We start from the raw sequence: 17,470 nt of genomic DNA on the forward strand, positions 1-17,470 counted from the left end.
CATGGGCGGCCCGCTCATTTCCCTGTCTGGCGTGCGCCGCGAGTTTCCCGCAGGCGACCAGACGATTGCGGTCCTGAAGGACGTCAACCTGTCGATCGAGGCGGGCGAGATGGTCGCCATCGTGGGGGCGTCCGGCTCGGGCAAGTCCACGCTGATGAACATCCTGGGCTGCCTGGACCGGCCCACGCGCGGCGACTACAAGGTCGGCGGCCGCAGCACCGGCGAACTGGATCCCGACGAACTGGCCGAACTGCGCCGAGAGCACTTCGGGTTCATTTTCCAGCGTTACCACCTGCTGGCGGACCTGAGCGCGCAGGGCAACGTGGAGGTGCCGGCCGTCTACGCGGGCAAGCGCCGCGAGGCGCGGCTGGAACGCGCCTCGGCGCTGCTGGCGCGGCTGGGGCTGGCGGATCGCACTGGCCATCGGCCCGGCCAGCTGTCGGGCGGCCAGCAGCAGCGCGTGAGTATCGCGCGGGCGCTGATGAACGGCGGCGACATCATCCTGGCCGACGAGCCCACCGGCGCGCTGGACACGCATACCGGCCAGGAAGTGCTGCGCATCCTGGAGGAACTGAACGCGGCGGGGCACACGATCATCATCGTCACGCACGATATGAACGTGGCGCGCCACGCCCAGCGCATCATCGAGATCAGCGACGGCGAGATCGTCGCGGACAAGCGCAACCCCGATGCGCCGCGCCATCAGATGGCGCGGGACGAGACCCCGGAAATGGCCCAGCGCCCGGCGTGGCAGGCCTATCTGGACCGCTGCGGCGAGGCGCTGCGCATGGCTTTGCTGGCCATGAACGCGCACCGCCTGCGCACGTCGCTGACGATGCTGGGCATCATCATCGGCATCGCCGCCGTGGTGTCGGTGGTGGCGCTGGGCGAGGGCTCGCGACGCAAGATCCTGGAAGACATCAGCGCGATCGGCACGAATACGGTCGAGGTTTTCCCGGGCAAGGACTTCGGCGATGAAAAGGCGGTGAACATCCGCACGCTGGTGCCGGCCGATGCCGACGCGCTGGCGCGCGAGTCGTATGTGGACAGCGTGACGCCGGAGGTGGGCACGAGCAATACGCTGCGCTACCGCAATGTATCGGTGAACGGTTCGATCCAGGGCGTGGGCGAACAGTACTTCCGCGTGCGCGCGATCAAGCTGGCTGAAGGAAAGTTCTTCGATGAGACCAGCGTGGCGCGCCGGGCGCAGGAGGTGGTGATCGACGAGGGCACGCGGCGCGCGTTGTTCGGGTCGCACACCGAACCGATCGGGCAGGTGATCTTTTTGGGGTCGATGCCGGCGCGGGTGATCGGGGTGACGCAAAAGAAGGACACGGTGTTCGGCAACAATGATTCGCTGAACGTGTGGATCCCGTACACGACGGCGCTGTCGCGGGTGCTGGGGCAGCAGCACCTGAAGAGCATCACGGTGCGCGTGAACGACGCGACGCCGCCGGCCGCGGCCGAGCAGGCCATCGTGCGGGTGCTGACGCGCCGGCACGTGGTGAAGGACTTTTTCGTGTTCAACACGGACGCGGTGCGCAAGACGATCGAACGCACGACGGCGACGATGACGCTGCTGGTGTCGCTGATCGCGCTGATTTCGCTGATGGTGGGCGGCATCGGGGTGATGAACATCATGCTGGTGTCGGTCACCGAGCGCACGCGCGAGATCGGGGTGCGCATGGCGGTGGGCGCGCGGCGCAGCGACATCATGCAGCAGTTCCTGATCGAGGCGGTGCTGGTGTGCCTGATCGGCGGCGCGGTCGGCATCCTGCTGTCGCTGGGACTGGGCGTGCTGGTCAGCAAGGCCACGGGCGGCTCGTTCCAGATGATCTATTCCACGGCATCGATGGTGGCGGCATTCACGTGCTCGACGCTGATCGGTGTGATTTTTGGCTATCTGCCGGCGCGCAATGCGGCGCGCCTGGATCCCGTCGAGGCGTTGGCCCGGGAATGAGGAAGATGAGAGCAGTTTCTTTTTTGTGCAAACCGCTGGGCGTGGCGCTGCTGCTGGCGTTGGGCGGCTGCGGCGGCCTGCTGCGCACCGATTACGAGCCGCCGGCCGCAAGCGTGCCGGCGTCCTGGACCCACGCGCGCCCGGCTTCCGATGCCGGCGCAGCGGCGTGGCTGGCGGAGGGCGGGGCCTGGTGGCGCAATTTCGACGATCCGGTGCTCAATGGGCTGGTGGAAGCGGCGCTTGCGCGCAACAACGATCTGGCGGCGGCGGCGATTCGCGTGCGCCGGGCGCAGTATCAGGCGGGATTGGCGGACGACCAGCTGATGCCGCAGTTCGGTGGCGACGCAAACGTGTCGCGGGTGCGCAATCTGTATGGCGACCGCACGATCACGCGAGCCAATTCGGCCGAGCTGACGGTGAGCTATCAGGTCGACCTGTGGGGCAAGCTGGCGCGCCAGCGCGACGCGGCGCAGTGGGAGGCGCTGGCGACGGAACAGGACCGCCAGAGCGCGGCCCTGTCGCTGGTGGGCACGACGGCGACGCTGTATTGGCAGACGGCATTCATCAATCAGCGCATCGCGAGCAGCGAGGAGAGCATTGCCTACGCGCGCCGCACGCAGGATCTGGTGCGGGCGCAGTACGCGGCGGGCGGGGCGTCGGCCCTGGAGCTTGCCGAGGCGGAGCAGACGGTGGCAAGCCAGCAGGCGGCGCATGCGCTGCTGGTGCAGCAGCGGGTGGAATACATCAATGCGCTGACGATTCTTTTCGATGGCCCGCCGGATCGCATCACGGCGGATCCGGCGCGGCTGCCGTCCAGCGCATTGCCCGAGGCGCGGGCGGGTGTGCCGGCGGAGCTGCTGGGGCGGCGCCCGGACCTGCGTGCGGCGGAACTGCGGTTGCGGGAGTCGCTGGCAAACGTTGATGCGACACGGGCAAGCTTTTATCCGCCGGTGACGTTGACGGGGGCGCTGGGCACTTCGAGCCCGACGTTGTCGGATGTGCTGAAGAATCCGATCGGGACGCTGGGCGCGGGGTTGACGCTGCCATTCCTGCAGTGGAATCAGATGCAGCTGAACATCAAGATCTCGAAGACGGATTACGAGGAACGGGTGGTGACGTTCCGGCAGGCGCTGTATCAGGCGATGGCGGATGTGGAGAACGCGTTGTCGAATCGCACGCAGTTGTCGGTGCGGGCGCAGCAGCTGGATCTGTCTTTACGGGCGGCGCGGGAGGCTGAGCGGCTGTACGAAGTACGGTACCGGGCGGGGGCGGTGCCGCTGCGGGATTGGCTGGATGCGCAGGAAAAGCGCCGGGTGGCTGAGGTGGCGCGGGACGAGAATATGCTGAACCGGTTGGTGAATCAGGTGACGGTTTATCAGGCGTTGGGGGGGGATGATGTGGTGGCTGTTGACGGGGATGGGCTGCGGGGGTGATTCCTTGCTTGTGCTCGGGGCGAGATGCGCTGATGCGGCTTTCGGACGGGGGCTTTCTGCTTCGTTGGGGGGCGTTCTTAAGACGTCCGGCGCGGAGGTTTGCGTTGGTAGCCGGGGGCAGGCGTCGATCGTGGTTCTTTTGACGCCCGGCGCGTCGGCGGCCTGGGGCGCGCGGGGCTACGATTGCGGTCCGGAGCCTTCGCTCCGGACTGGCCTAGGCGGCCCCCCCCTTCGTCATCGTCGTTGTCGCCTCCGGCGACTGCCTTCCGATTCCCTCGGGCGCATCTACACGCCCCGCGCACCCCAGGCCGCCGCCACACCGGGCTCGGGTGAGTTCAGCTTGGCGGGCGCTGGGGCGGGTGGGGTTCTTAAGGTTCTTGCCTGGGCTTGCGCGGCTTTGAAGCATTTTGCGGGGCCCGCGCCCGGTTGGCCGCGCGGGCTGCCTCCGGGCGCTTACGCGGTGTCTTGCGTCCGGGGATGACGCTTCGCGCTTGCGGTGGGGGGCGGACGCCGCTGCCTCCGGTGTCTGACACCCTTGGGGCACATCCTTGGTATGACGGCAGTCTCTGTAGGGTGTCAGACACCTTGTATCTTGGCCACTGTAGTGATTAGCTATCGCTACACGCGGACCGATGAGCGTGTTCAGACACCTAGAGCCTGGACTTTGTGGTTCAGATTACGCCTCGGTTCCGCACCTCTGAGCCGGCTGGACACTGGACGGTAGCCTAGGGCTTTGGACCCTGTATGTACAAGGCAAGTGGGCGCAGCGGGCTTCTTTGGTATTGGCAAGGGAGCTTAGGTTTATGTTTTTTCTCGGAATTGACGTTTCTAAGGCGAAGCTGGATTGCGCGCTGCTTGGCAGCGATGCCAACAAACGCAAGACCAAGGTCGTACCCAACTCGATAGCGGGCGTGCAGACGCTGCTGCAGTGGTGCGCCAAGCAGGGAGCCGAGCCTGCGCAGTTGCATGCCGTGCTCGAGCCCACAGGGCAATATCACGAGCAGGCCGCCACGGCCCTGCATGACGCTTCGGTCAGTGTCTCGTTGGTCAACCCTGCCCAGGTGCGCGACTTCGCTGGGGCGCTGGCGGTGCGCTCCAGAACCGATGGGATCGATAGCTACGTGCTGGCCCGCTACGGTCAGGCGCTCAAGCCTGGGCTGTGGCGCCCCGCACCGCTGCATGCCCGTCAACTACGGGCCTTGTTGGCTCGGCGCGACGCGCTGGCCAAGGATCTGCAGCGCGAACTCAATCGCCAGGAGAAGACGCAGTTCAGTGATCCACCCGTGCTGGTCGAGGGATCCATCGCCAAAACGATCGCGTTCCTGCGTGAAGAGATCAAACGCCTGGATCATGCGATCAATGACCACATCGACCGCCACCCGGACCTGAAGGAGGATCGAAAACTGCTGACCAGCATCCCCGGCATCGGGGATCGAGCGGGGAACTCGATCCTGTCGATCATGCATAACCGGCCCATCGAGTCAGCCGAGGGCTTGGCCTCCTACCTGGGGGTGGTGCCGGTGCAACGCCAGTCCGGCACCAGTCTGAACAGCCGGCCGCGGCTATCTAAAACGGGTCCCAGCACAGTACGTGCCACCCTCTACATGGCCGCTATCGTCAGCAAGCGCTTCAACCCACACGTTGGTGCGCTTTATGCGCGACTCTTAGCAGCTGGAAAGAGCAAAATGGCCGCGCTAGGCGCGGCCATGAGAAAGCTGGTGCATCTGTGCTTCGGCGTGCTTAAAACTCGGACACCGTATCGGCCCGACTACGTCTGAACGCTTGACGGTCAAGACGGTATCTTGTCTACACCTGGTCTGCAGGAATGGGGAAGGTGGGTTGGCGGCCGGCTGCCATAGTGCGCCGGTGTCTGACACCCTTGGGGCACATCCTTGGCATGACGGCAGTCTCTGCAGGGTGTCAGACACCTTGCCCGTGGGTTCCTCCCGGATCTGGACGGGTTTCGAAAAGTGCGCCGGTGTCTGACACCCTTGGGGCACATCCTTGGCATGACGGCAGTCTCTGCAGGGTGTCAGACACCTTGTCTACACCTTGTCTGCTTGAATGGGCGGTTGGGTTGGCGGCCGGCTGCCATAAAATGCGGTCCATGAACTCGCCCGAACTCATTCCTGAACCTGCCGATCTCGACCGTCGTTTTGGCGCGCTGTCGCGCCTCTATGGTCCTGAGGCGCCTTCGCGTATCCGAAATGCCCATGTTGCCGTCGCCGGGCTGGGCGGCGTGGGGTCGTGGACGGTGGAGGCGCTTGCTCGTTGCGGGGTGGGGGCGTTGACGTTGATCGATCTGGATCACATTGCCGAATCCAACGTCAATCGGCAGATCCATGCGTTGAGTTCGACGCTTGGGCAATCCAAGGTCGACGCGATGGCCGAGCGGGTGTTGGCGATCAATCCGGAATGCCGCATCACGCGGGTGGACGACTTTGTGTCGCCGGAGAACGTGGGCGAGGTGTTGCCGGGGCCTTATACGGTCATCATCGATTGCACGGACCAGGCGGCCGCGAAGATTGCGATGATTTTGCATGCGCGGGCGCTTGGGGTGCCGATGCTGCTGTGCGGGGGTGCGGGCGGGAAGACGGATCCGTTGGCGTTGCGCGCGGGGGATCTGTCGGGGGCGGTCAATGATGCGCTGCTCTCGAAGCTGCGCAACAAGTTGCGGCGCGAGCATGGGTTTCCGCGGGCGTCGGACAAGAACGGCAAGGCGCTCAAGCGGGTGCCGAAGATGGGCGTGCATGCGTTGTGGTTCGACCAGCCGGCGATTTTGCCGGATGCGTGGACCCGCCTTCGGGAAGGTGAAGATGATATGGGCGCGTCGGGTCTGAACCTGGCGCCGCAGGGCCTGTCGTGCGCGGGTTATGGGTCGGTGGTGACCGTGACCGCCGCCATGGGCATGGCGGCGGCGAACGAGGCTTTGCGGCTGGCGGTCTGAGGGCCGCCGGGGTGGGGGCGCCTCGATGCCTGAGCGCCGCGGGCCTCAACGGCCAGACGCCACGTCGCTGCGTCCGGCGCGCAAATAACTCATAACGCCACGAACACCACGCCATCCTCAATCCGCACGGGATATGTCGCGATGTTTTCCCGCAGCGGGGAACACAGGGCGCGGCCGTCGCGGATGTCGAAGCGGCCCTGGTGCAGGGGGCATTCGATTTCGTGGCCAGTCAGGAAGCCGTCGCAGAGTCTGGCGTTGCCGTGCGTACAGAGGTTGTCGGTGGCGTAGACCTCGCCGTCGACGCCGTATAGCGCGATTTCCTTGCCGCCCGCCTCGACGGCGATGACGTCTTCTTCGGGCACGTCATCGCGTCCGATGGCCTTGATCCATTGCACAGTCATTGTTTGTCTCCGGGTCAGATGGGGTAGATCAGCGAGTTCGGGATCAGCTCGCTGTCGAAGATGCATAGCCGCGATTCGAATTTCAGGCCGTCGGGCGTCTGGCGGATGACGTCCAGATAGCGGCCGACGTTGAAGACGGTGGTGAGCTGGCTGGGTTTGGTGCGGAAGATGGCGTAGTTGGCTTCGGATTCGATGCGGCCGTCCTGCACCAGCAGCACGCGTGGGGCGCCGACGACATGGCGCTGGTAGTAGGGATCGTGAAAGATGGTTTCGGTGGCGCCGTAGATGCGGTCCTTCAGCATTCCGCGGCTCTCGAAGGCCATGGTCGCGAGCGGAAATCCGCGTTCGTGGTTCTCGCGCGGCAGCACCTTGTAGACGCAATCCTCCACGAAGAAGTCGGGCCATTTCTCCCATTCGCCGGCGTCCAGCGCGGCGGCGTAGTCGGTGTAGAGGCGGGTGAGCTGGTAATAAAGCGGAAAGTCCAGCATGTCACGCCTCCATGACGCGGCGCCAGTACGCGTACATGCCGCGTATGAGCGTTTCGGTGACCATGTGGTCGGTGTTTTCGGCGGTCTTGCCGCCCAGTTCGGCGACGCTGCGGTGCCACGGCTTCTGTTCGAAGCCGGATTGCGAGAATTCGATGACCTCGCCGTCGTCGGCGGACACGAAACCGGCGGGACCGAACAGGTTGGCCTGGCGCAGGCGGCGTTGGGTCATGTCGGGGGTGTCGTCGGCAAATCCGAAATGGGTCCAGACAAAGTCGAAGGCGTCATGGCCGACGGGCTGGATGTGCCGGGTGGATAGCGAATTGACCTGCTGCTGGATGATGACGCTGGGAAACAGCGTCATGAGCACGGCGGTGGGGCCGTTCCACCAGGGTTCCTGCACGATGTCCAGAAAGCGGTCGTCGTTCAGCGACATCTGCTCCTTGAAGCTGGACACGCCGCTGGTGACGGTGCTTTTGCCGCCCTGGCCGCGCGTGGAAATCATGGCGGCGTGGCGGAAGTGGCGGTCCATCTTCAGTTCGGACCGGTTGTCCGCGCGCCATAGCCCGAAGGTGACAAACCAGGTGTGCAGGAGGCCGGGGTGGTAGGGGTCTTTGATGTTCTCCTGCATCAGCTTCCAGTTGCCGGGAATGCGCTGGCGGCTGTAGCCGTGGATCACCAGTTCGCGGCCGTCGAAGACGCGGTCGAAGTAATGCGCGATGTCGGGCCCCAGGTAGTCTTCCAGCGGTTCGACGTCATGGTCGAACGACGCGAAGACGACGCCGTTGCGCGCGGCCACCGCCAGCTTGGTTAGGCCGTGCTCCTCGGGCTTGAAGTCGGGCGGCATGCCGCCGTTGATCTTGCCGTCCTGCTTGACGCCGCGGCGGAAGGGCACGCCGATCAGGTTGCCTTGCAGGTCGTAATTCCATTGGTGGTACGGGCAGACGAACTCGCTGCGGTTGCCAGCGCGTTCGCGGCAGAACTGCACGCCGCGATGGGCGCAGACGTTTTCCACGACGCGCACCTGGCCTTCGTTGTCGCGCAGCAGGATGACGGAGCGCTCGCCCACGACCGTGCGCTTGAAGTCGCCGGGATTGGGGATCTCGGCTTCAAGGCCCACGTAGCTCCAGTGCCCGCGGTAGAAGAAACGCTCCAATTCCCGCTGGTGCAGCGCCGCATCGGTGTAGACGCCGAACGGGATGCGATGCGAGCCGTCGCCTTGCCAGGGCGGGACGATATGGATGGGATGTTCGGGGGCGTTCATGGGCGGCCCCTGCGACAGGACGTGAGGCGGCGATGCGTGCGGATGCGCATGATTTGTCTCCATTTTCAGCTGGCCGAGCGGCGGCCGGGCAGTGCCTTGCGCGGCATGGGCGCAGGCATTTTTCTGCATCATCGGGCACGCCCAGAGATTAATAAATAGAATCTGGCTTATTACATAAATCACCAAAATCAATATTGGTGGAGACAAGCGCATGAACCTGAAAGACGTGGATTTGAATCTGCTCGTCGTCTTCAATGAATTGCACAAGCATGGCCGGGTGTCGGCGGCCGCGGAAAGCCTGGGGATTTCACAGCCGGGCGTCAGCAACGCGCTCGCCCGCTTGCGCAAGCTGCTGGGCGACGAGCTGTTTCTACGGACCTCGCGCGGGATGGTGCCGACGCCCTATGCCGAGAGTCTGGCCCAGCCGATTGCCGATGCGCTTGCCGCGCTGCACGGCACGTTGAATGCACGGGTGGCGTTCGATCCGGCGCGCAGCGAGCGGGCGTTTGTGATCGGGGTGAATGATGTGGGCGAGACCTACTTCCTGCCGCGCCTGATGCGGGCGCTGGACCAGGTGGCGCCGGGCGTGACCATCCGCACGGTGCGCACCACCTCGATCGACGTGCGGGACGAGATGGAGCGGGGCCGCATGGATCTGGCGATGGGCTTTCTGCCCGGGCTGAAAGGCGGATTCTTCCAGCGCCGGCTGTTCCGTCAGCCGTACGTCTGCATCTTCCGGCAGGACCATCCGCTGGCGCGCTCGGGGGTGTCGGCGCGGCAGTTTCGCGCGGCCGAACACGTGGCCATCGTATCCGAGGGCACCGGCCACGGCGTGGTGGACGAAGTGATCGCGCGCGCGGGCATCCGCCGCCGGCTGCGGCTGACGGTGCCGCACTTCATGGCGGTGGGGCCGGTGCTGCAGGCCACCGACATGATCGCGGTCGTGCCGCAGCGCTTTGCCGACTGCGCCTGCGGCCCTTTTGGCCTGGCGTCCGCGCCCTGTCCGGTGAAGATCCCGGAATCCGTCATCAACGTGTTCTGGCACGCCCGCAACCACCGCGAAGCCGCCAACCAGTGGCTGCGGCAGGTGGTGGTGGACGTGTTTGCGGATTGATGCCGCGGCGGGCCGGGGGCTGCGCTACGCCTCGCGCAGCGACACCGTGAACCACCCGCGCAGCGCGTTCGACAACCGGATCTCGTCGGCGGCATGCAGGTCGGCCAGGGTCAGCACGCGTTCTTTCGCCTCGCCGGCATCGAGCAGCTGCGCGCGCTGCACGCCGGGCAGGCAGCCGCTGTCGACGGGCGGGGTGTACCAGTGGTCGTCCATGCGCAGGTAGACGTTGCTGCGGCTGCCTTCGCAGAGTTCGCCGCGCTCGTTCAGGTAGACGAGGTCGAAGATGTGCGGATGCGAAGGCAGCCATTCGATCGTCTTGGTGTACCAGGGGCGGTGCGTGGTCTTGTAGCGCAGCAGGGGTTCCGAGGACCGCAGCGCCTCGGGGGCAAGCATCACCTCCTGGTGCGCGGGCAGGGGCGGCAGGACGGCGGTCTGGATGTGGCGGCTGCCGTCGCGCGCGACCAGCAGGCGCAGGCGATGCGGTCCGGCGGAGGACAGGGCCATGACGGCGAGAAGGATGTCGCCTTCGACGTCGCGGCCGCCCCAGACGTAACCCAGCGCCTTGCAGGACGCTTCCAGACGGTCGAGGTGGCGCGCCAGCAGGGGCACGTTGCCGGACGATTCCACCAGGATGGTCTCGATCAATTCGGGTTGCATGGGACTCTCCTGGAATAAGCCGGTCATGGCCGGGCCAAGCCGCGCTCTATGCTACTACCGGCCGTGAGGTTTGCGCTGTCAGGCGCGCAGGATGCGGGCTTTCCAGTGGCATTCCTGCCATTCGCCGGCGGGGTCCGAATCGTAAACGATGCCGCCGCCGACGCTGTAGACGCCGTGGCCGTGCTGGTCCAGGACCAGGGTGCGGATCGCGACGTTCAACGAAAAATCGCCATCCGGGGCCAGCCAGCCGATGCTGCCGCAATACAGGCCGCGCGGGGCGGTTTCCATCTGGCGGATGCGGCGCATGGCCGCGACTTTCGGGGCGCCCGTGATCGACCCGCAGGGAAACAGGGCGTGCAGCACGTCCGACAGCGTGGCGTGCGGCGCGGTGGCCGATACGGTGGACGTCATGGTCCAGACCGTGGGGTAGCGCTCCAGCGAAAAGAGCGCGTCGACCTTGACCGATCCGGGCTCGGCCAGGCGGCCCAGGTCGTTGCGCAGCAGGTCCACGATCATCAGGTTTTCGGCGCGGTTCTTGTCGCTGGCCAGCAGTTCCTGGCCCAGGCGTTCGTCTTCGGCCGGGTCGGGATGGCGGGGCGCGGTGCCTTTCATGGGCCGGGTTGTCAGCCGGGCGCCGTCGCGCCGGACGAAAAGCTCGGGCGAAAACGACAGCACCGTGCGAGCGCCGTCCTGGATGTAGGCGCCATGGGCGACCGGATTGCGCGCCGCGATGCGGCGGTACAGCGTGGCCGGGTCGCCCTGAAAGCCGACGTCGAGCGGCTGCGTGAAATTGACCTGATACAGCTCGCCGTCCTGGATCAGGCCGCGGATGGCGTCGATCTGGCGCACGTAGGCGGCTTCGGTCATGCGCGGCGCGGGCAGGCTGATGGACGCGGCCGGCGCGTCGGGGGCTGGTGCTGCCCACGGCGTCTCGTCGATCTTGCGGTCGAACACCAGCGCGGTCAGGCGGGGCGGCCCGTCTTCGCGCGGCGGCGTCCAGGGGCCGGCCGGGGCGGGCCGGGTGGCCTCGGGCAGCAGCCATTCGCCCAGCTCGTAATCCAGCAACAGCGCGATCCAGCGGCCTTCACGCCGCGCGGCCTCGATGGCGGCCAGCGCGGGCGCGACCTCGGCGGCCGAGCGCGCTTCGATCCGGGCGCGAAAGCCGTCCAGGCGCAGGGCGCGCCCGGCCAGCCGGTCTTCAAAACGACAATCCATGATGGCTTACGGCTGTTGTTGCGCAAGGAACTCCGTCAGGACGCGGCCCGTATGGGAATGGTCGGCCAGCGTCATCACGTGCTCGGGCGAGCCTTCGCCCACCAGCTGGCCGCCGCCCGTGCCGCCCTCGGGACCCAGGTCCAGCAGCCAGTCGGCCTCGGCGATCACGTCCAGGTTGTGTTCGATCACCACCACCGTGTTGCCCGCCTCGACCAGGCGGTGCAGCACGTGGATCAGCTTTTCGACGTCCGCCATCGACAGGCCGACCGTCGGCTCGTCCAGCACGTACAGCGTGTGGGGGATGCGCGAGGCGCGGCCGGTCTTGATCAGCCCATCGGTCAGGCGGGCCTTGGACAGCTCGGTCACCAGCTTGATGCGCTGCGCCTCGCCGCCAGAAAGGGTGGGCGATGGCTGGCCCAGCGTCAGGTAGCCCAGCCCCACGTCCTGCATCAGCTGCAGCGGACGATGGATCTTGGGATGCGCCGCGAAGTAGCCGATGGCGTCGTCCACTTCCATGGACAGCAGATCGCCGGCGTTCTTGCCGCGCATCTGCACGCTGAGCGTGTCGTTGTTGAAGCGCGCGCCGTTGCAGGCGTCGCACGGCACCTTCACGTCGGGCAGGAAGTTCATTTCGATGGTGCGCATGCCCTGGCCTTCGCAGATCGGGCAGCGGCCGTCGCCGGTGTTGAACGAAAAGCGCGCCGCCGTCCAGCCGCGCATGCGGGCCTCGCGGGTGTCGGCGAACTGCTTGCGCACGTCGTCCCAGAAGCCCACGTAGGTGGCCGGGCACGAACGCGGCGTCTTGCCGATGGGCGTCTGGTCCACTTCCAGCACGCGGTCGATGGCTTCCCAGCCCTTGATGCTTTCGCAGCCCGCCCAGCCGGGGGCCTTGCCCTGCGAGACGGCCTGGGTCAGGTTGTCCAGCAGGACCTCGCGCGCCAGCGTGGACTTGCCCGAGCCGGACACGCCGGTCACCACGCTCAGGCGGCCCACCGGAATGCGCGCGTCCACGCTGCGCAGGTTGTGCAGGCGCGCGCCACGGATCTCGATCATGGGCGTGTCGGCCTCGACCGGACGGCGGCCCTGCAGCGGATGCGCCAGCGGCGTCTTCAGGTAGCGGCCGGTCACGGATTCGGGCGCGTCGATCACGTCCTGCACCGTGCCTTGCGCCACCACGCGGCCGCCGCGGATGCCCGCGCCCGGCCCGATGTCGATGACGTGCGAGGCGCGGCGGATGGTGTCGTCATCGTGCTCGACCACCACCAGCGTGTTGCCGTTGCCTTCCAGGCGCGCCAGCGCGTCCAGCAGGATGCGGTTGTCGCGCGGATGCAGGCCGATGGTGGGTTCGTCCAGCACGTAGCAGACGCCCTGCAGGTTGGAGCCCAGCTGCGCGGCCAGCCGGATGCGCTGCGCCTCGCCGCCGGACAGCGTGGGCGCGGCGCGGTCCAGCGCCAGGTAGTTCAGGCCGACTTCCTGCATGAAGTTCAGGCGGCCCCGGATCTCGGCCAGGATGTCCCGGGCGATCTCGCCTTCGCGGCCACGCGCCACCAGGCCGGTGAAAAAGGTGTGCGCGTCCGACACCGGCAGCGAGGCCAGTTCGGCAATCGACTTGTCGCGCCAGCGCACGGCGCGCGCCACGCGGTTCAGCCGCTGGCCGTCGCACTGCGTGCAGGTCTTGGCCTCGCCTTCGTACCACGCGTTCCAGGCGGTTTCCTCGCCGGTCTGTTCTTCGTCAAAGCCCTGCAATTGCAGGCCCGTGCCGTAGCAGCCCGTGCACCAGCCGTGCTTGGAGTTGTACGAGAAAAGGCGCGGATCGGGTTCGGGGAAGCTGGTGCCGCAGGACGGGCACGCGCGCTTGACCGAGAAGTGCTGCTGCTGCAGTTCGCTGTTCAGCGCCTCGTGCAGCTTGTTGACCGGCCACACCACCGACATCACGCCCTGGCCGTTTTCCAGCGCGCTCTTGACGGCCGCGCGCAGCTCGGCCTCGTTGGCCGGGTCCACAACCACGTCCGCTACCGGCAGTTCGATCGTGTGTTCCTTGTAGCGATCCAGGCGCGGCCACGGGGCCACGGGAATGAATTCGCCGTCCACGCGCAGGTGGGAATGGCCTTTTGAGCCGGCCCATTTGGCCAGGTCCGTGTAGTAACCCTTGCGCGCGGTGACTAGCGGCGCCAGGAGGCCGATGTGCACGCCCTTGTGCTCGCGCAAGAGGCGCGCCACGATCTGGTCGGTGTTCTGCGGCTCGACCGCCACGTTGCAGTCCGGGCAGTACTGCGTGCCCAGCTTCACGTAGAGTAGGCGCAGGAAGTGGTGGATTTCCGTCATCGTGGCCACAGTGGACTTGCGGCCGCCGCGGCTGGTGCGCTGTTCGATCGCCACGGTGGGCGGGATGCCGAAGATGGCGTCCACGTCCGGCTTGCCCGCCGGCTGCACGATGGCGCGCGCGTAGGCGTTCAGGGATTCCAGATAGCGCCGCTGGCCTTCGTTGAACAGGATGTCGAACGCCAGCGTGGACTTGCCCGAGCCCGACACGCCCGTGATGACCGTGAACTTGTCGTGCGGGATCTCGACGCTGATGTTCTTCAGGTTGTGTTCGCGCGCATTGCGGATCTCGATGGCCATGCTGCCCTGGCGGCGTTCGCGCACCAAGGATTGCAGCGGCGTGCCCACGCCCGCGCCGTATTCGGCTTGCGGCTCGGCGATGCGCGCGGTCAGGCCCGCCTGCTCGGCTATCTGCGCGTCGGCGTCGCTGCTGACCACCACGTCGGCCGCGCCGCCGGCGACGGCGTCGGCCGGCAGGATGCTGACCTCGTAGTCGCGCAGGGCGGCGCCCGTGTGCGACTTGGGGTTGTCCATCAGGTCCTGCGGCGTGCCGGTGCCCATGACCAGGCCGCCGGCGTCGCCGCCTTCCGGTCCCAGGTCGATCAGCCAGTCGGCCGCGCGGATCACGTCCAGGTTGTGTTCGATGACGAGCAACGTATGGCCCGCGGCCAGCAGCTTGCGGAATGCGCGCATCAGGCGCGCCACGTCGTCAAAGTGCAGGCCGGTGGTGGGCTCGTCGAACAGGAACAGGCTGCCCTTCTTGGCGACCTTGGCGGTGGAGATGCCGCTGCGCGCCGCCTCGGCCAGGTGGCCGGCCAGCTTCAGGCGCTGCGCCTCGCCGCCCGACAGGGTCGGCACGGGCTGGCCCAGCCGCACGTATTCCAGGCCCACGTCGGCCAGCGGCGCAAGACCCGTCTGCACGTCGCGCAGACCCTTGAAGAAGTCCAGCGCCTCGCTGACCGTCATTTCCAGCACTTCGTCGATGGACGCGCTCTTGCCCAGGTGCTCGACGCGCACTTCCAGGACTTCGGGGCGGAAGCGCTTGCCGTCGCAATCCGGACAGCGCAGGTAGACGTCGGACAGGAACTGCATTTCGACGTGTTCGAACCCGGTGCCCCCGCAGGTCGGGCAGCGGCCGTCGCCGCCGTTGAAGCTGAACGTGCCGGCGGTGTAGGCGCGCTCGCGCGCCAGCGGGGCCTGGGCAAACAGCTTGCGGATGGCGTCGAACGCGCCGACGTAGCTGGCCGGATTGGAGCGCGCGGTCTTGCCGATGGGCGTCTGGTCCACCATGACCACGTCGGCAATCTGCTCGGCGCCCAGCAGGCGGTCGAACGCGCCCGGCGCTTCCGACGGCTTGCCCTTCTGCTTGAGCAGCGCGGGGTAGAGCACGTCCTGCACCAGCGTGGACTTGCCCGAGCCGGACACGCCGGTCACGCAGACCAGGCGGCCGAGCGGCAGCTCGACCGACACGTTCTTCAGGTTGTGCGCATTGACGCCTTCTAGCAGCAGGCGCGGCGTGTTGGCCGCCACCGGCATCGGGCGCGGCGCTTCCACGCGCAGGCGGCCGCCCAGGTAGTCGCCCGTCAGCGAGGGCGCGGCGCGCAGTTGCGCGGGCGTGCCGTCGAAGACGATGCGGCCGCCGCGTTCGCCGGGGCCGGGGCCGATGTCGATGATGCGGTCCGCGGCCACCATGACCTGCGGATCGTGTTCCACGACGACCAGCGTGTTGCCGGCGTTGCGCAGGCGGTGCATGACCTCCACCACGCGGTGCATGTCGCGCGGGTGCAGGCCGATGGAGGGCTCGTCCAGCACGAACAGCGTGTTCACCAGCGAGGTGCCCAGCGCCGTGGTCAGGTTGATCCGCTGGACCTCGCCGCCGGACAGCGTGCGGCTCTGACGGTCCAGCGTCAGATAGCCCAGCCCCACGTCGCACAGGAACTTCAGACGCGCGCGCACCTCGGTCATGAGCAGGTCGGTGGCGGCGTCCAGCGCGCCCGAGAACGACAGCGTGTCGAAGAATTTACGAACGCGTTCGATCGGCAGCAGCATCACGTCGTGCAGGCACAGCCCGTCCAGGCCGTTGAGCTGTTCGCGGCTCCAGGTGGTGCCGACGGGCATGAAGCGCTTGTAGCGGCCGTCTTCGGGCGGCAGCACGGCGTCGGCTTCCTCCTTGTTGCCCAGGCGCCAGAGCAGGGCGTCGGGCTTCAGGCGCGCGCCGTTGCAGGTAGGGCAGGGCGTGTAGCTGCGGTACTTGGACAGCAGCACGCGCACGTGCATCTTGTAGGCCTTGGTTTCCAGCCAGTCGAAGAAGCGCTGCACGCCGTACCACTGGTGCTTCCAGGCGTCGTTGCCGCCCTTCCAGTCAGGGGTGCCGTACAGGACCCAGCGCTTGTGCTCGTCGCTCATGTCCTTCCAGGGCACGCCCAGCGGCACGCCCGCGCGCGGCGCGTACTTTTGCAGGTCGTCCTGGCATTCCTTGTAGGACGGCGTGGTCCACGGCTTGATGGCGCCTTCGAGCAGGGTCTTTTTCTCGTCGGGGATGACCAGGCCGAAGTCGATGCCGATGACGCGGCCAAAGCCGCGGCAGGCCTCGCAGGCGCCCAGCGGCGAGTTGAACGAGAAGCTGCTGGGCAGCGGGTCGGTGTATTCGATGTCGCAGTCGGCGCAGTGCAGCCGGTCGCTGTACTTCCAGATATGCGCGTTGCCGCCATCGGCATCCATGACGTAGACGGCGATGTGGCCGGCGCCCATGCGCAGCGCCGTGTCCAGCGCTTCCATGATGCGTTCGCGCTCGGTGCCGGCAAAGCGGAAGCGATCCTGGATGACGTGCAGGATGCGGCGTTCCTCGGTGGCGGCCTTGGCGGTCTTCGTGGTCTTGGCCTTCTTGGCGCCCTTGGCGGGGGCGGCGGCGCGCGGCACGGCGGTTTCCTCGGCGTGCACGCGGGTGTAACCCTGCTGCTCAAGGAAGCCGCGCACTTCGTCTTCGGTGAAGTTGGCCGGCACGGCGATCGGGAACGTCACGACCAGGCGCGGATCGCCCGCCTGCGCGGCGCGCTCGGCCAGCGAGTGATAGACGGATTCGGGCGTGTCGCGCCGCACCAGCTTGCCGCAACCGCGGCAATAGAGCTTGGCGCCGCGCGCGAACAAGAGCTTCAGGTGATCGTTCAGTTCGGTCATCGTGCCGACCGTGCTGCGCGAGCTGCGCACCGGATTGGTCTGGTCGATGGCGATGGCCGGCAGGATGCCTTCGATGCGGTCCACCTGCGGCTTGTCCATGCGGTCCAGGAACTGGCGCGCATAGGGCGAGAAGGTTTCCACGTAACGCCGCTGCCCCTCGGCGTACAGGGTGTCGAAAGCCAGCGAACTTTTGCCGGACCCCGACACCCCGGTGACGACGACCAGTTCGCCGGTGGCGATGGTCAGATCCAGGTTCTTGAGATTGTTCTGGCGGGCGCCAACGATGCGGATATGGGAGCTCATGGACGGTATCGTAGCCTGACGAAGGGAGCATGCCGGCGCGGCGACCCATCGCTGGTTCCGGGCGCGTCGATATGGAATAATTGACTATATTGTGAGGCGTCAGTCCATAATGTGGACACACGGCGCCTCAGTAGCTGTACAAATAAACAGTATCGCAGATTCGTCTGAAAATCGCGCTGGTCGCGTTGCGCA

The 17,470-nt window shown here is 66.7% G+C and carries 11 protein-coding genes; 5 read left to right on the forward strand and 6 right to left on the reverse strand.

All coding sequences use genetic code 11. The annotated features are described in order from the left end of the window. Nucleotide 1: 1 nt before the first annotated feature. The 4 genes from LN047_RS04770 to LN047_RS04785 all read left to right on the forward strand — a co-directional run bounded on the left by LN047_RS04770 (nt 2) and on the right by LN047_RS04785 (nt 6,340). Complete coding sequence (locus tag LN047_RS04770) at nt 2–1,960, forward strand: MacB family efflux pump subunit (protein ID WP_062840311.1); 1,959 nt, start codon at nt 2–4, stop codon at nt 1,958–1,960. Nucleotides 1,961–1,965: 5 nt separating this feature from the next. Beyond that, complete coding sequence (locus tag LN047_RS04775) at nt 1,966–3,393, forward strand: efflux transporter outer membrane subunit (RefSeq protein WP_253856267.1); 1,428 nt, start codon at nt 1,966–1,968, stop codon at nt 3,391–3,393. Between the two features lie 803 nt (nt 3,394–4,196). Continuing rightward, complete coding sequence (locus LN047_RS04780; protein WP_373981228.1) at nt 4,197–5,171, forward strand: IS110 family transposase; 975 nt, start codon at nt 4,197–4,199, stop codon at nt 5,169–5,171. A gap of 320 nt (nt 5,172–5,491) precedes the next feature. Next, the gene (locus tag LN047_RS04785) at nt 5,492–6,340 is read left to right on the forward strand and encodes a ThiF family adenylyltransferase (protein WP_373981229.1); all 849 of its coding nucleotides are present in this window, start codon (nt 5,492–5,494) and stop codon (nt 6,338–6,340) included. A gap of 89 nt (nt 6,341–6,429) precedes the next feature. Here LN047_RS04785 and LN047_RS04790 read toward each other — a convergent pair whose 3' ends face one another. The 3 genes from LN047_RS04790 to LN047_RS04800 are packed head-to-tail and all read right to left on the reverse strand — an operon-like array spanning nt 6,430 to nt 8,490. Continuing rightward, nucleotides 6,430–6,741 carry a non-heme iron oxygenase ferredoxin subunit gene (locus LN047_RS04790; RefSeq protein WP_062840314.1) on the reverse strand — a complete coding sequence of 104 codons (312 nt, stop codon included), beginning with the start codon at nt 6,739–6,741 and terminating at the stop codon, nt 6,430–6,432. Nucleotides 6,742–6,755: 14 nt separating this feature from the next. Further along, nucleotides 6,756–7,229, reverse strand: a complete 474-nt coding sequence (locus tag LN047_RS04795) for an aromatic-ring-hydroxylating dioxygenase subunit beta (protein WP_217618764.1) — start codon at nt 7,227–7,229, stop codon at nt 6,756–6,758. Between the two features lies 1 nt (nt 7,230). Beyond that, on the reverse strand, nt 7,231–8,490 hold the full coding sequence (locus LN047_RS04800) for an aromatic ring-hydroxylating dioxygenase subunit alpha (protein ID WP_373981230.1): 1,260 nt from the start codon (nt 8,488–8,490) through the stop codon (nt 7,231–7,233). Between the two features lie 211 nt (nt 8,491–8,701). Here LN047_RS04800 and LN047_RS04805 point away from each other — a divergent pair, with 211 nt between their 5' ends. After that, nucleotides 8,702–9,604, forward strand: coding sequence for a LysR family transcriptional regulator (locus tag LN047_RS04805; RefSeq protein WP_062840316.1), 903 nt, complete (start codon nt 8,702–8,704; stop codon nt 9,602–9,604). Nucleotides 9,605–9,628: 24 nt separating this feature from the next. On the opposite strand, the gene LN047_RS04810 is transcribed toward LN047_RS04805, so the two are convergent. The 3 genes from LN047_RS04810 to uvrA all read right to left on the reverse strand — a co-directional run bounded on the left by LN047_RS04810 (nt 9,629) and on the right by uvrA (nt 17,278). Further along, a complete protein-coding gene (locus LN047_RS04810) occupies nt 9,629–10,261 on the reverse strand; it encodes an aminotransferase class IV family protein (RefSeq protein ID WP_373981231.1) in 633 nt (210 codons plus the stop codon). 78 nt (nt 10,262–10,339) lie between these two features. Further along, entirely contained in the window at nt 10,340–11,476 is a 1,137-nt protein-coding gene (locus LN047_RS04815) for an aminodeoxychorismate synthase component I (RefSeq protein WP_373981232.1), read from the reverse strand. A 6-nt stretch (nt 11,477–11,482) separates the two neighbouring features. Next, entirely contained in the window at nt 11,483–17,278 is a 5,796-nt protein-coding gene (gene uvrA, locus LN047_RS04820) for an excinuclease ABC subunit UvrA (RefSeq protein ID WP_373981233.1), read from the reverse strand. Between the last annotated feature and the right edge of the window lie 192 nt (nt 17,279–17,470).

It is taken from the genome of Achromobacter sp. JD417 (assembly GCF_041879325.1).
GTDB classification, from domain to species: Bacteria; Pseudomonadota; Gammaproteobacteria; order Burkholderiales; family Burkholderiaceae_B; genus Achromobacter; species Achromobacter mucicolens.